Origin of the sequence: Methylobacterium sp. CB376, from assembly GCF_029714205.1 — a bacterium.
In the GTDB taxonomy this organism is placed as follows: domain Bacteria; phylum Pseudomonadota; class Alphaproteobacteria; order Rhizobiales; family Beijerinckiaceae; genus Methylobacterium.
Genome location: NZ_CP121648.1, coordinates 393459 through 408141 on the forward strand (window position 1 = coordinate 393459; position 14683 = coordinate 408141).

General features: G+C 74.2%; 11 protein-coding genes. 4 read left to right on the plus strand and 7 right to left on the minus strand.

Going from position 1 to position 14683, the window contains the following annotated elements:
• Window positions 1-35 precede the first annotated feature (35 nt).
• Window positions 36-1403 (plus strand): aminotransferase class I/II-fold pyridoxal phosphate-dependent enzyme, encoded by a 1368-nt coding sequence (locus tag QA634_RS01605; protein WP_012330307.1) that lies wholly within the window; start codon window positions 36-38, stop codon window positions 1401-1403.
• Between the two features lie 69 nt (window positions 1404-1472).
• On the opposite strand, the gene QA634_RS01610 is transcribed toward QA634_RS01605, so the two are convergent.
• Together QA634_RS01610 and QA634_RS01615 are read right to left on the minus strand one after the other, a co-directional pair.
• A complete protein-coding gene (locus QA634_RS01610) occupies window positions 1473-2318 on the minus strand; it encodes a formyltransferase family protein (protein WP_012330308.1) in 846 nt (281 codons plus the stop codon).
• 32 nt (window positions 2319-2350) lie between these two features.
• Window positions 2351-3124, minus strand: a complete 774-nt coding sequence (locus tag QA634_RS01615) for an SDR family NAD(P)-dependent oxidoreductase (protein WP_012330309.1) — start codon at window positions 3122-3124, stop codon at window positions 2351-2353.
• Between the two features lie 186 nt (window positions 3125-3310).
• Between QA634_RS01615 and QA634_RS01620 the strand changes: the two genes are divergently transcribed.
• Window positions 3311-5296: a capsular polysaccharide biosynthesis protein gene (locus QA634_RS01620; RefSeq protein WP_012330310.1), complete on the plus strand. Its 1986-nt coding sequence runs from the start codon at window positions 3311-3313 to the stop codon at window positions 5294-5296.
• 114 nt (window positions 5297-5410) lie between these two features.
• Here the strand turns inward: QA634_RS01620 and QA634_RS01625 are convergent, their stop codons facing one another.
• Window positions 5411-6478 carry a phytanoyl-CoA dioxygenase family protein gene (locus tag QA634_RS01625; protein ID WP_012330311.1) on the minus strand — a complete coding sequence of 356 codons (1068 nt, stop codon included), beginning with the start codon at window positions 6476-6478 and terminating at the stop codon, window positions 5411-5413.
• A 571-nt stretch (window positions 6479-7049) separates the two neighbouring features.
• Window positions 7050-8408, minus strand: a complete 1359-nt coding sequence (locus tag QA634_RS01630) for a capsule biosynthesis protein (RefSeq protein ID WP_012330312.1) — start codon at window positions 8406-8408, stop codon at window positions 7050-7052.
• A 632-nt stretch (window positions 8409-9040) separates the two neighbouring features.
• Between QA634_RS01630 and QA634_RS01635 the strand changes: the two genes are divergently transcribed.
• A complete protein-coding gene (locus tag QA634_RS01635) occupies window positions 9041-10273 on the plus strand; it encodes a polysaccharide biosynthesis/export family protein (protein ID WP_012330313.1) in 1233 nt (410 codons plus the stop codon).
• A 42-nt stretch (window positions 10274-10315) separates the two neighbouring features.
• On the opposite strand, the gene QA634_RS01640 is transcribed toward QA634_RS01635, so the two are convergent.
• Window positions 10316-11293 carry a D-2-hydroxyacid dehydrogenase family protein gene (locus tag QA634_RS01640; protein WP_012330314.1) on the minus strand — a complete coding sequence of 326 codons (978 nt, stop codon included), beginning with the start codon at window positions 11291-11293 and terminating at the stop codon, window positions 10316-10318.
• Between the two features lie 345 nt (window positions 11294-11638).
• On the opposite strand from QA634_RS01640, the gene QA634_RS01645 reads away from it, so the two are divergent.
• Window positions 11639-12727 (plus strand): branched-chain amino acid ABC transporter substrate-binding protein, encoded by a 1089-nt coding sequence (locus QA634_RS01645; protein WP_012330315.1) that lies wholly within the window; start codon window positions 11639-11641, stop codon window positions 12725-12727.
• Between the two features lie 42 nt (window positions 12728-12769).
• On the opposite strand, the gene QA634_RS01650 is transcribed toward QA634_RS01645, so the two are convergent.
• On the minus strand, window positions 12770-14053 hold the full coding sequence (locus QA634_RS01650) for an aminotransferase (protein WP_012330316.1): 1284 nt from the start codon (window positions 14051-14053) through the stop codon (window positions 12770-12772).
• 187 nt (window positions 14054-14240) lie between these two features.
• Window positions 14241-14657 carry a 50S ribosomal protein L17 gene (rplQ, locus tag QA634_RS01655; RefSeq protein WP_012330317.1) on the minus strand — a complete coding sequence of 139 codons (417 nt, stop codon included), beginning with the start codon at window positions 14655-14657 and terminating at the stop codon, window positions 14241-14243.
• Between the last annotated feature and the right edge of the window lie 26 nt (window positions 14658-14683).

A 14683-nucleotide genomic window follows, 5' to 3' on the forward strand; every position in this document is an offset into this window, starting at 1 on the left:
CCCGTAGCGGAACATCGGACGGATACGCGCTGCCCATGAGCAGTTCCACCAAACCCACAGGCGGTCGCGAGGCGCTCGCCGGCTTCGTGGCGGCCCGCCTCGGCAAGGCCCCCACCCGCCCGGGCCCGACCCGGCCCGCGCCGAAGCCTGCCCTGGTCCCGGCGCAGGATTTCGAGAGCCTGCCCGGCTACAAGGAGCTGAAGCTGCAGCGCTCCGCGGCGGAGCTGATCGGCCTCGGCAACCCGTTCTTCCGCGTTCACGACGCCAAGGCGGGCGCGACGACGCGCATCGACGGCGAGACGCTGATCAACTTCTCGTCCTATGATTACCTCGGCCTCAACGGCCATGCGGAGGTGAACGCGGCGGCGCAGGCCGCGCTGTCCACCTACGGCACCTCGGCCTCGGCGAGCCGGGTCGTCGCCGGCGAGCGGCCGGGGCACCTCGCCCTGGAGCGGGCGCTGGCGGCCCATTACGGCACCGAATCCTGCGTCGTCATGGTGAGCGGGCACGCCACCAACGTGGCGACCATCGCGGCCCTGATGGAGGCAGGCGACGTGATCTATCACGACGCCCTGATCCACAATTCCGTGGTGACCGGCGCGCAGCTCTCGGGCGCGCAGCGGCGCAGCTTCCCGCACAACGACCTCGCCGCGCTCGAAGGGCTGCTTCACGCCACCCGCCACGAGCACCGCCGCGCCCTCATCATCATCGAGGGCCTCTACAGCATGGACGGCGACGCGCCGGACCTCGCCGGCTTCGTCGCACTGAAGGAGCGCTACGGCGCCTGGCTGATGGTGGACGAGGCGCACGGGCTCGGCGTGCTCGGGCGGCACGGCCACGGGCTGCACGAGCATTGCGACGTCGACCCGCGCTCCGTCGACATCTGGATGGGCACGCTGTCGAAGACGCTCTCGTCCTGCGGCGGCTACGTGGCGGGCTGCGCCGCCCTCGTCGAGTTCCTGAAATGCACGGCGGGCGGCTTCGTCTACTCGGTGGGGATGTCGCCGCCGCTCGCCGCGGCGGCGGCCGCCTCGCTGGACCTGATGCACCGCGAGCCGGAGCGGGTCGAGCGCCTGCGCCGCAACGGCCAGCTCTTCCTCAGCGAGGCGCGCCAGCGCGGCCTCGACACCGGGACCAGCCTCGGCCTCGCCGTCGTGCCGGTGATCATCGGCGACTCGCTCAAGGCCGTGACCCTGTCCGACCGCCTGTTCAAGCGCGGCGTCAACGTGCAGCCGATCATCCACCCGGCCGTGCCCGAGCGCTCGTCGCGCCTGCGCTTCTTCCTGACCTCGGAGCACACGGTGGAGCAGATCCGCCTCACCGTCGCGGCGCTCGCCGAGGAGACGGCGGAGCTGAACCGGGGCGGCTCGCTGGTCGAGCGGCTGATCGCGCGGCGCAGCTGAGGCGGGAACGGGCAGCTCCCGCCGCGGGCAGCCCCCGCCGGAGGGGGCCGCCGCCCGGCGCTCACCCGCTCAGCGCAGCGACAGGCTGAACGCCTCGGCAAGGTCGCGCGCGTCCACGAGGCGGCGGCCGCGGCGCTTCAGGTCGCGCAGCTGCGCGGGGCTCGGGAAGCCGCAATAGGGCAGCACCGGCACGGCGCGGCCCGGCGGCACCCGGCCGTCCCGCCGCACGGCATCGAGGATCCCGGCGAGGAGCGGGCGGCCCGCCTCGTGCAGGCGCATCGCCGCCCGGGTGGCGGTGACGTCGGCGGGCAGGTCCGCCCGCTCCTGCGCCAGGATCGTGCCGGCATCGATCTGCGGGCTCAGGCGATGCACCGTGACCCCGAAATCCGGCGTCTCGTCGAGGAGCGCGTGCAGGGTCGGTACCGGCCCGCGATGGCGCGGCAGCAGCGAGGGATGCAGGTTGATCCCGCCGAGCGGCGCCGCCGCCAGGGTCGCGGCGTCGAAGATCTGGTCGAAATGGTAGGAGACGATGAGGTCGGCCCGGTGCTCGGCGATGAGCGCCGTCGTCTCGGGCGCGTTCACGGCGTCGATGCGGGCATGCGCCAAGCCGAGCCGGCGGCAGAGCGCGGCGAGCGGCGTCGTCTCGGGCTGGTCCAGGCTGCCGCCGAGCCGCTGCGTCACCGGCGCGAGGCCGCGCACGAGGTCGGGCAGGCCGAAATTCACCCCCAGATAGGGCAGGAAGCCGGGGCCCGAGCGCACGAGGTGGCGGCGCACTTGGCCGAGGAGCCCGCCGGCGCTCGGCCGCTCCGGGTTCGAGAGGCCCACGAAGGCGATCTCCGCCGCGTGGTCGGCCACGAAGCGGCGCACCGCGCGGGCGTTGGGCAGGGCTTCGAGGGTGAAGAGGGCGATGCGCAAGGGAGGCTCCGGCGTCGCGATGCGTGGGGGGATCAGCGCTGCTGCCGCTCCCCCGTCCGGAAGCGGAAGCCGCGCATGCCGAGGCGGCGCAGGGATTCCGGCAGGAGGGCGGCGCCGCGGGCCGCCGCCGCGAGGGCGGCCGGGAAGGCGATCACCGCCTCGTCCCGGGCGAGGCCCCTGGCGATCCGCCGCGCCGCCGCCTCGGCGCTCATCTCCAGGGGACGCCAGCCCTGGTAATCGGCCCCCATGGCGGTGCGCACGTAGCCCGGGCAGACCACGTTCATCCGCACGCCTCGCGGCGCGAGCTTCTCGCGGAGGGCGAGGCCGTGGGCGAGGAGCGCCGCCTTGGTGCCGCTATAGGCGGGCGCGTCGGGCAGGGGCGCGATGGCGGCGAGCGAGGAGATCAGGGCGACTTGGCCGCGTCCCCGCGCCGCCATCCGCGCCACGCAGGGCAGCGCCACGTTGAGCGCCCCGAGCAGGTTCACGTCGATGACCAGGAAGGCCGTCTCCTCGGTCTCGATCCCGCCCTCAGGGTGGCCGCCATTCACGCCCGCATTGGCGATGGCGAGGTCGAGGCCGCGGCGGGCGGCGAGGTCCTCGATCCAGGCGCGCGTGGCGGCGCGGTCGCGCACGTCGAGGGCGCGGGTCTCGACCTCCGCCCCGGCGCGCCGGCAGGATTCCGCCACCGCTTCCAGCCGCTCGGCCCCGCGGGCGTTGAGCGCGAGGGTCGTGCCCGGGGCCGCGTAGTGGCGCGCGAGGGCGGCGCCGATCCCGCTCGACGCGCCGCTGATCAGGATGACGGGCATGATCCGGCTCCACGGTCGGGCCGGGGCGGGGCCGCCCGGCGGTCCCGGCTATAGCGGCGACGCGGCCGCGCCGGAAGCCGGCGCACCCGCGCCCCGGCCCGACACCGCCGCGCTTGACGGGGCCCGGCCGATATGGAACGGCGCGGGACCCGCGGCGCGGGCAGACCCGCCCGAGACGAGCACCGGATGGATCACAGCAAGCTCAAGCGGTTCTGGCCCCGCACCGCGTCCGACAGCGAGCCGGAGACGCCGCGCCGGTCGCGCCGGCTGGGCAGCGATCCGACCTCCCGCCGCGTGCGCCTCACCGACCGCTGGGACGACGGCTTCCTGCGCCTGCCCGCGGCGGGGCGCGGCGCGCGCGGCCTCAGCTACATCGTGGACGGGCTCGGCATCTACTACGACGCCACGGCGCCGAGCGAACTCGAGATCATGCTGGAGGAGGGCGGCTGGGAGACGCCCGAGACCCTGGCGCGGGCCGAGGCCGGCAGCGCCCGCCTGCGCGAGGAGCGGCTGAGCCTCGACAACGACCCGCGCCGCCGGCTGCTCGGCGAGGTGCTCGGCGAGGCGCCCGGCCCGCGCGCGGCCCCGCGCGTCGCCATCGTCGACCAGGGGCGCCGGGACGCCACGATCGGCTTCGGGCTCGCCGGGGCGACCTGCTTCACCGCGATGCTGGCCGCCGCGGCCGCCGAGCACCCGCAGGCCGAGCGGGTCGTGGTGATGGACCCGGCCGCCCCGCCCGGCACGGTCGGCCACATCGACGCCGCCACGGCCGCGCGCTTCGGCGCCCGGCTGGTGACCGAGCCGGTCGCCGCCTGGTCGGTGGTGGAGGAATGCGCCCGCCTGTTCGTGGTGACCAGCCATATCGGCCTCGAAGCCGCCCTGGCGGGGCGCCGGGTGACCTGCTTCGGCCTGCCCTTCTACGCCGGCTGGGGCTTCACGGACGACCGGCTGCACCTGCCGCGGCGCTCCCGCCGCCGCAGCCCGCAGGAGGTCTTCGCCGCGGCCTACATCGTCTGCTCCCGCTACTTCGACCCCTATCTGGGCGAGGCCTGCCGGCTGGAGGACGCCCTCGACTACCTGGCCCTGATCGTCGGCCGCGCCCGGGAGAACACGGCGCGCACGCTCTGCCTCGGCTTCTCGGCCTGGAAGCGGCGCTCGGTGAGCGAGACCTTCTCGTCCCCGGGCCAGCGTCCGGTGATCCCGCAGAAGGTCGCGCGCGTGACCGCCTCCGACCTGCGGGGCTTCGCGCGCGTCGTCGCCTGGGCGAGCCGGATGCCGGAGGGGACGGAGGAGGCCTGCCGCGCCGCCGGCATCCCGCTACTGCGGATGGAGGACGGGTTCCTGCGCTCGGTCGGGCTCGGGGTCGCCCTGCGGCCGGGGGCCTCGCACGTCCTCGACCGCGCGGGGGTCTACTACGACGCCACGCGCCCGAGCGACCTGGAGCGGCTGCTGGAGACGGCCGAGTTCGACGAAGCGATGCTGGAGCGCGCGGCCGACCTGCGCGAGACCATCGTCGCCGCACGGGTCAGCAAGTACAATGTCGGCGGCGCGCCGATGCCGCCGCGGCCGCGGCCCGGCCCCCTGGTGCTGGTGGCCGGCCAAGTGGAGAACGACGCCTCGATCCGGCTCGGCTGCCTGGAGGTGCGCACCAACGCGGACCTGCTGCGCCGCGCCCGGGAGCGTCATCCGGAGGCGGTGATCGCCTTCAAGCCGCATCCGGACGTGGAGGCGGGCCTGCGCCCCGGCTGGGTGCCGGCGCAGGACCTGGCGGCCCATGCCGACATGGTGCTGCGGGACGTCTCGGCGGCGGACGCGATCGACGCGGCCGACCACGTCGAGACGCTGACCTCCCTGATCGGCTTCGAGGCGCTGCTGCGGGGCAAGCCGGTGACGACGCACGGCCTGCCCTTCTACGCCGGCTGGGGCCTGACGGAGAGCCCGCCCTGCCCGCGGCGCACGCGGCGGCTCAGCCTGGACGAACTCGTGGCGGGGGCGCTGATCGCCTATCCGCGCTACGTCGATCCGCGCACCGGCCTGCCCTGCCCGCCCGAGGTGCTGGTGCGCCGCCTCGCGGAGGGCGATCCCTCCCTGTCGCGGCGGGAACTCACGGCCGAGGCGGTGATGAAGCAGGTCTGGTCCCTGATCTGGCGCCACGTGCTGCGGCGGGGCTGAGCCCCGCCGGCACGGGGCTGAGCCCCGCCGGCACGGGGCTGAGCCCCGCCGGCGCGGGGCTGAGCCCCGCCGGCGCGCCCCGGGTGCGCCGCGTCCCGGCGCCGTCGGTCGGCCCTAGACCTGCGCGGGCGCGTCGACGGTCACCGGCCCTACCGGCCGCCAGGGGGCGCCGCGGCCGGTGAGGCGCCGCTTCAGGTCCTGGAACCCGAGATAGAGCGCGAGTTCGCGGCCGCGCAGCCCCGGCAGCGCCTTCGGGTCGAGGCCGGTCCAGGGCAGGAACGGGTTGCGGCGGATGTAGGTGTGGACGGTCACCCGCGTGCTCGCCCGGAGGCTCGGGGCGCGGGCGTGGAAGCCGAACGTGTCAGCGATCACCAGGGTGTTGGCCGGCACCGCGACCCGCACCGGCGCGCCGTAGCCGAGGCCGGGCAGGTCCTCCTCGCGGATCCGGAAGGAGCCGGCCGCGTGGTGGCTGTTGGCATGCCCCCGCGCCGCGACGCTCTGCGCGCGCTCCCAGGCCAGGCGCTCCGGCGTCAGCCGGTGCGAGCCGGGCACGTAGACGAAGGGACCCTCCTCCTCCGCCACGTCGTGCAGGAAGAACCAGCCCTTGGTGGTGGCGTGGAAGGTGTCGGCGTGCAGCGCCGTCTGCGGGTCGTTCGGGCCGTCGGGCTCGGCCACGACGGTCTGCAGGTAGTAGACCGGCTCCCCGGCCCGCGAGGCCGCGTAGTAGGTCAGGCCGCGCAGCGCGGGGTGGCTTACCAGCGCCGAGAGCTGCGGCAGGCCGGGGAGCGTGTCGCGGCCGAGCGGGACCATGCGCTGCACGGCCTGGCCCTGGCGCAGCTCCCGGGCCGCGAAGCGCCGCCCGAAGATCTCGTCCTTGAGGGCCCGGAAGGTCTCCGGGTCCAGGAAGTCGCGCTTGATGACGATGCCGTCCCGGTCGAAGGCGGCGCGGTCGGCCGGGTCGACCAGCGGCGCCAGCCGGGCGCGGCGCTGCTCGGCTATGCGGGCGGCGAGTTGCACCCGCGCCGCGTGCAGGCCCAGGCGGTTGAGCGTCGGGCTGCCGAGGATCGGGTTCTTCGCGAAGGACTTGTCGGCGCCGGCGATTCCGGCGAGCCAGACGGGCACGCGGGCGGCGGATGCCAGGGTTCCGGCCGCGCGGGCGGCTGTGCGGGTAAGTGCGGCCATGGGCTTCGTTCGGCTCCTTGCCTCCCGTCCGCCGCGCGGCGCGAGGCCGGCGGGGACGTTCCCGGCTCGCGGGTTTTCTCGGCCAAACTGTGATGTTGGCGGCTTTGCGGGACAATCTAACCGTAAGATCGCGTCACTGTTGCCGATATGCTGTCGGACGACATCCGACGGATGGCTTCGCCATCTCCCCTTTCGGCCATGCGGATGTCGGCGTCGCTCAAGCGCCGCGCGGGCTCGTCATCCCCCATCCGCTTGATCCCTTCGGGATGGCGGATGTGGGCTTCGCTCAGGCGCCGCGCGGGCTGGTGATCCGCTTGATCCCTTCGGGATGGCGGATGTGGGCTTCGCTCAAGCGCCGCGCGGGCTTGGCATCCGCCGTCCGGACGTGATCGCCCGGACGGCGGATCAATCCAATGATCACGCCGGTCGATCCAGGCCGCGGTTTCGTCCGCTGTGTTGATCGATGGTGCCGACGCGCGGGCTCGGACGGGCCGGAGGGCGGCCGGAACGACGAAGCCGGCCCGTTGCCGGGCCGGCTTCGCGGTCGTGTCCTCGCGCGGGGGGCTGAGGATCAGGCGTTCTGCATCGCCTCGATCCCGCCGATCTCCATCTCGGCGGCGAGGGCGGGCGCCTCCCGCTGCCGGCGGGCGGCGCGGCTGCGCACCTCGAGCCAGGTGCCCTGGGCGAGGTCGAGGCGGGAGGCCGCGGCCTCGACCGCCGCGGCGAGCCCCTCGCGCCGGTAATAGACGCCGCGGATCTGGATGTTGGCGACGATCGCCTTGACGAAGGCGTCCCACAGGTCCCGGCGCGGCGGCCGCGCCTCGGTCCAGAACCGGTCGAGGGAGCCCTGATAGGTCAGACCGTCGATGTCGTAGACCGCGGCACCGAGCGTCATGGTCGGCTTGCCGGCGCGCATCGACCACATCCCGACCGTGCTGTTGACGGTCACCACGCCCTGGCAGCCCTCCAGCATGGTGCCGAGATTGCCGCCGTCGATGTAGTCGACCCGGTCCGGCACGTTCCACTTCACGGCGGAGCGGCGCACGATGCGCTTCCAGTTGCGGATGTTCGGATCGAGCGGGTGGATCTTGATGAGCAGCCGCGACCCCGCCGGCGCATGGGCCGCGAAGGAGCGGATCACCATGTGGATCGGCGTCTTGAGGTCGAAGAAGGGCGAGTAGGCCCGCAGCTGGAAGTCGTTCTCCATCTGCAGCGGCATCACGTAGTAGGGCGTGCCCGCCTCGCGCAGGGCCTCGACGTGGCGGTCGCCGCGCGGCCCGGTGCGCTTGGCGCGCAGGATGTGCAGGGCCGTGGCGATGTAGACCAGCGCCGGATGGTGCACCTGATGCGACCGGTAGCCCGGGTAGAGCCACCAGAGCCAGTTGCTCATCAGGTGGTAGGCCATGTCCCAGATCACCTGGGTGACGAAGCTGTCCCGGTAGCGGGGGACGAGATCCGGGTCCGGCACGTCGCGGGCGAGGTCCATCACCGCCTCGGGATCGCGCGGGAAGCAGCTGTCGCCCGACATGCCGTCGCGCTCGAAGGTGATCCAGTCCGGCCGCAGGTAGCCGAAATCCGTGACCGTCACCTTGAGGTCGCGGGCCTTGGCGGCCGCGATCGCCACCTTGTGGTAGAAGCGCTGCTCGCCGAGGAGCACGAGGTCGGTGACGCCCTCGCGGTCGATCAGGTCGGCGACGAAGGCCGGCCACTTCTCGCGCGAGCCGCGGAAGTCGATGCCGCCCGGCCGGCGCCAGAACAGCCAGTCGCCGAAGCAGAGATTGACCCGAAGGCAGCGGTGGCCGCGCGCCTCGAGGGCGTCCGCCGTCTCCGCGAAGAAGGGAGAGATCGGTCCCTGCAGGAACAGGAAGACCTGGCGCTTCGCGCCGTCCCCGACACCGGTTCCGCCGTGTCTCGCAGCATCAGCTCTCACGCAGGCACCTCGGGGCTGGTTGCAGGACGGCGGGGCGGTCATCCCGTCGCGGCGGCAGGGTACGGACGGACCCCGGTGGAGCAATGGCGCCTCTGCAACACTCACCGGGATTCACACGTCGGTTGTCCAGATTGGCCATTTCGCGCAGGGGGACTTGACGGCGACAGGGCCACGGCCCCGCCGCGTCAAGCTGGCGCTAATGATCGCCCAATCGCGGCAGCAACATGGAAAGACGATGATGCGGCTGCGGTTTTCCCCACCCGGTCGCCGCCGCCACACGCCCGTCGCATTCCTGCACGACCAAGCTTCGCCACCACATCCCGCACGGCCCGGCCGCGGGGCCGGCTGTGGATTTCGGGCAACAAGCCGCCGGAGTCCGGGGCCGGCGGACGGCCGGTAGGGTCTGGTAAATCGCCTGCGGGGAGCCTGCCTGCTAGGCTGCCGCCAGCCCCCGGGCCGGCGCTTCGCCCCGGGCGGCGATCCGCGACCGTGGACCGCCCGAGGCGGCCCGCTCTGGAGAGACCAATCGGGCGCGGATGCCGCCGCGCGGCCCCTGCCGCCGGCACCCGCGCCCTCGGGACGACGAATGCCCCGGGCGCGCGGCCCGGCGGCGTTCCGTGTGGAGGACCTTGATGGTGCGTGTCGGACCGCTCGCAGTTGCGGGAGCCGTGCTGCTCTCCGGCTGCAGCAACTTTCTGCCGGCCGCCGGCCCGACGGCCAGCGCCGTGACCGAGGGTGCGGACATCGCCACCGACCAGGGCCTCCTCGCCCGCTACGAGATCATCGACGTCGACGCGGCGGTGGTGGAGGCCCTGCGCGGCCGCCCCCTCGACAGCCTGCTCGCCTCCTTCGGCGACCGCCGCGCCGCGGTCGCGCCGGTGATCGGCATCGGCGACGCCGTCACGGTGACGATCTGGGAGGCGGGGACGGGCGGCCTGTTCTCCGGCCCGGTGCTGGCGGACCGCTTCTCGGCGGGGTCGAAGGCCTCGACCATCCCGGAGCAGATCGTGGGCCGCGACGGCTCGATCTCGGTGCCCTATGCGGGCCGCATCCAGGTCGCGGGCAAGCGCGTCCAGGAGGTGCAGGGCCAGATCGAGCAGGAGCTCGCCGGCAAGGCGATCCAGCCGCAGGTGCTCGTCACCGTGACCTCGCCGCTCAGTTCGAGCGTGACGGTGATCGGCGAGGCGGCGAGCGCGGGCGGAGGCGCCCGGCTCAGCGCGGCCGCCCTGCGCGGGCCGGTCTCCTCGATCGGCGGCGGGCGCGTGCCGCTCTCCGAGCGCGGCGACCGCCTGCTCGACGTGATCGCGGCGGCCGGCGGCGTCTCCGCCCCGGTGAACGAGACCTTCGTGCGGCTCTCCCGCGGCCCGACCACCGCGACGGTGCCGCTGCTCAGCGTCGTCTCGAACCCGCGCGAGAACATCTTCCTGCGCCCGGGCGACACGGTCACGCTGGTGCGCGATCCCCAGACCTTCCTGGCGATCGGCGCGCTCGGCACCCAGTCCGAGATCCCGTTCAGCGCCGACGGCATCACCCTGGCCCAGGCGCTCACCAAGGCGCGCGGTCTGTCGGATTTCCAGGCCGATCCGGCGGGCGTGTTCGTGTTCCGCTTCGAGCCGGCCTCGGTGGTGCGCCGCCTGCGGCCGGGCAGCCCGCTCCTCGGCAGCCCGCAGGTGCCGGTGGTCTACCGGATCAACATGCGCGACCCCAACAGCCTGTTCGTCTCGCAGGCCTTCCGGATGCGCAACCGCGATCTCGTCTACGTCTCGAACGCGCCCTTCACCGAGGTGCAGAAGGTGCTCGGCGCCTTCTCGACCGTCACCGCGCCGGTCGCGGCCGGCGCCTCGATCTACACGGTGACCCGCTGAGCCCCGCCCCGGCGGGCCGGGGCCCGGCCCGCCGGGACCGGCTCAGGCGGCGGGTTCGACCACCCGGACCGGGGCGCCCCGCCGCCAGGCGGCGATCGCCTCGACCGTGTCCTCGTAGAACATCCGGTAGGTCGCGTCGGTGACGTAGCCGAGATGCGGGGTGAGCACCGCGTTCGGCAGGGCGCGCAGCGGGTGGTCCGCCGGCAGCGGCTCGCGGTCGAAGACGTCGAGGCCGGCCGCGCGCAGGCGGCCCTCGCGCAGGGCCGCGATCAGCGCGGCCTCGTCCACCAGCGGGCCGCGGGCGGTGTTGATCAGGACCGCCCCGGGCCGCATCAGCCCGATCTCCGCCGCCCCGACGATGCCGCGGGTCGCGGGCGCCAGCACGAGGTGCAGGCTCACCACGTCGGCGGTGCGAAACAGATCCTCGCGGGAGACGAGGGCCGCGCCGCCGGCCGCGGCGCGCTCGGGCGTGAGGTGCGGGCTCCAGGCGACCGGCTCCATGCCGAAGGCGGCGCCGATCCGGGCCATCCGGCCGCCGATCCGGCCGAGCCCGACGAGGCCGAGCCGCCGCCCGTCGAGCACGCTGCCGATGCTGTCCTGCCAGAGGCCGGCGCGCATGCGGGCGAACTCGCCCGGGAGGTGGCGCAGGCAGGCGAGGATCAGCGCGAAGGCGAGTTCCGCCGTGGCGACGCCCCCCTCGCCGTTGCGCGTGTGGCAGACCGTGACGCCCGCCCGCGCCAGGGCCGGAAAATCGAGCGCGTGCGTGCGCCCGCCCGTGAACACGACGAGGCGCAGGTTCGGCAGGGCCTCGATCAGCGCGGCGTCGAGGGGCATGCGCTCGCGCATCAGGCAGAGCACCGCGTAGGGCGCGAGCCGCGCGGCGGCCTCGGCCCGGGGCACCGGCTCGTGCAGGAAATCGACCGCGATCCCGGGCCCGAGCCCGGCCCAATCGGCCAGCCCGGCGGCGGCGCGCTGGTAATCGTCGAGCACCGCGACGCGAATCGGATCCTGCCCAGCCATCCGGTCCTCCCTGCGGCCGCGTCCCGGGCCGCCGCGGCCATTCTCCGCGCTGCGCGGACGCGCGTCCATGGAGCGTCCGGCCCCGGCCGCGCCCGCCGCCGGCACGGCGAGGATGACGGCCGCGGCGCGGCGCGAGATGATGCGGTCCGGGGCCGCCTCCCGCGCCGCGCCGCCGGTTCGCGGGCGGCTTTCCCCGGCATCCGGCGGGGAGGCGCGATCCGGCGCCGCGCCGCTCAGCGCGCGGCGGACAAGGGGGAGCGCCCGTGCTATGGCGCGGTGCAAACGGGTGCGGAGGACGAGGACGTGACCCAGACGCGCGCAGGCGGGTGGAGGCGGGGCCGGGCCGTGACGCCGTGGCTCGTGGTCGCCTGTCTGCTCGGGGCCGCGCGTCCGGCCGCGGCCGAGGTGGTGGTGGGCGTGGCGGTGCCGCGCACCGGGCCGGTGGCCGGCATCGGCGAGCAGGTGCTGCAGGGCGTCCAGGCCGCCGTGAAGGAGGCGAATGCCCGGGGGGGCCTCGCGGGCGAGCCGATCATCCTCGACGTGCAGGACGATGCCTGCGAGCCGGGCCAGGCCGTCGAGGTGGCGGAGCGCTTCGCGAAGGCGGGGGTCGGCCTGGTGGTCGGCCACGTCTGCTCCAGCGCCTCCCTGGCGGCCTCGGACGTCTACGCGGCGAAGGGCGTGGTGATGATCAGCCCGGCCTCGAACGCCGCGCGCCTGACCGACCGCGGTCTGCCGACCATCTTCCGGGTCTCCGGGCGCGAGGACGACCAGGGGCGGCTCTCCGCCACGATCCTGGCGGAGCGCTTCCGGGACAAGAAGATCGCCATCCTGTACGACGACACCCCGCTCTCGCGCAGCCTCGCGGACTCGACCAAGGCCAACCTCAACAAGATCGGGCAGAACGAGACGCTGTTCGCCGCGATCGTGCCGGGCCAGACCGACGACGCGGCGCTGATCAAGCGGCTGCAGGGGGCCGGGATCGAGGTCGTCTACTATGGCGGCCACTACCAGGAGATGGGCAAGCTGGTGCGCAGCGCCGCCGAGCAGGGCTACCGCCCGCAATGGTTCGGCACCTCCGGCATCGCCACCAAGGAGTTCGGCACCCTGGCCGGCCCGGCCAGCAACGGCGTGCTGATGACCTTCAACCCGGACCTGCGCCGCAAGCCCGAGGCCGCCGCGGCCGTGAAGGCCCTGCAGGCGGACGGGATCGATCCGGGCGGCTTCGTGCTCTACGGCTACGCGGCCATGCAGGCGCTGGTCGAGGCCGGCAACTTCGCCCGCTCCAGCAACCCGAAGACCATCGCCGAGACGCTCCATTCCGAGCGCTTCAACCTCGTGCTCGGCAATGTCGGCTTCGACCAGAAGGGCGACGTGACGGCGCCGGGCTACGTGCTCTACGTCTGGCGCGACGGGGCCTTCACCTACGCGAATTGAGGGCGGGCGGCGCGAGGGGGCGGCCGGCAGGGCCGCCGCCGCTCAGGCGACGGCGCGAAGCCGCGCCTCGGTCGCGGCGAGCAGCGTGCACAGGGCGACGACCTCCGCGGCCGCCTCCACCTCGGCGAGGCTCGGATAGGAGGGGGCGAGCCGCAGCATCCGGTCCTGCGGGTCGCGCCCGTAGGGGTGGGTGGCGCCGGCCGGGGTGAGGGCGAGCCCGCTCCCCGCCGCCAGTTCCACCACCCGGGTGGCGCAGCCCTCGGGCACCTCCAGCAGGATGAAGTAGCCGCCCTCCGGGTTGGTCCAGCGCGCCGCGCCCGATCCGCCGAGTTCCCGCTCCAGGATGGTGGTGACCGCCCGGAACTTCGGCGCGAGGAGCCGCCGGTGGCCGTCCATCAGCGCCTCGAGGGCGCCCTCGCGGGAGAGGAAGCGGGCGTGGCGCAGCTGGTTGAGCTTGTCCGGCCCGATGCTGCGCTTGCCGGCATGGGCGAGGTACCAGCGGAGATTGGCCGGCGAGGCGGCCAGGAAGGCGAGGCCGGCGCCCGCGAGCGTCACCTTCGAGGTCGAGGCGAAGACGATGGGGCGGTCCGGCTGCCCGGCCGCCGCCGCAGCCTCCAGCACGTTGCGCAGGGCCGGCCGGCGCTCGGTCAGGTGGTGGAGCGCGTAGGCATTGTCCCAGAACAGGCGGAAATCGGGCGCGGCCGCCGGCATCGCCGCGAGGCGCTCGACCGTGGATTCCGCGTAGGTCTCGCCGCCCGGATTCGCGTATTGCGGCACGCACCACATCCCCTTCACGCGGGGATCGCGCAGGCGCTCCTCGACCGATCCGAGGTCGGGGCCGTCCGGGTTCATCGGCACCGGCTCCATGACGATGCCGTAGGTCTCGCAGAGCGCGAAGTGGCGGTCGTAGCCGGGGACCGGGCAGAGGAACCGGATCTCCCCCTCGCGCGACCACGGGCCGGCCCCGCCCGGCACGCCCTTGAGCAGCGCGTAGACCAGGCAATCGTGCATCAGCGCGAGGCTCGAATTGTTGCCGACCGCGACCTGCTCCGGCGGGGCGCCAAGGATGGGCGCGAACAGGCGGCGCACCTCGGCGAGGCCCTGCAGCCCGCCGTAATTGCGGGCGTCCTCGCCGGTCTCGGTGAGGTGGTCGCGGTTGCCGGGCAGCGCCAGCAATCCCTCGGAGAGGTCGAGCTGCTCGGGCGCCGGCTTGCCGCGGGTCATGTCGAGCTTGAGGCCGCGCCGCGTCAGGGCGGCGTAGCGCTCCTGGAGCGCGGCCAGGGAGGTGCGCAGGGCCTCGGGCGGGAGTTCGGCGAGCGGAACCATACGGAGCGGGATCATGGCGAGCGCAATCGTGACGGGCGGGGACGCGGCAGGGCCCGCGCCGGAACCGGGCGAGCCTCGCGCGACCGGCCGCCCGGGTCCAGCGGCGCGGCGCGGGGACCGGCCTCGCGCGGGGCTCATGAAAAAGGCGGCCCGGGGGCCGCCTTCGCGTGGGAATCCGGCTTCGGGCCTACTCGGCCGCCTCGGCCGCGGCCTGGGTCGGACCGGAATCCCGGCCGCGGGCGTCGACGTCGCGGTCCACGAACTCGATCACGGCGAGCGGGGCGTTGTCGCCGTAGCGGAAGCCGGCCTTCATGATGCGGCAATAGCCGCCCGGGCGGGCCTGGTAGCGCGGCCCGAGCACCTCGAACAGCTTCTTGACCATGGCCTCGTCGCGGATCTGCGCGATCGCCTGACGGCGGGCGTGCAGGTCGCCGCGCTTGCCGAGGGTGATCAGCTTCTCGACGACCGGGCGCAGGTCCTTGGCCTTCGGCAGCGTCGTGACGATCTGCTCGTGCTTGATCAGCGCGGCCGACATGTTGGCGAACATCGCCTTGCGGTGCTCGGTGGTGCGGTTGAAGCGGCGGCCCCGGTATCCGTGACGCATGGCTGTCTCCATTGATTGTCGGCCGC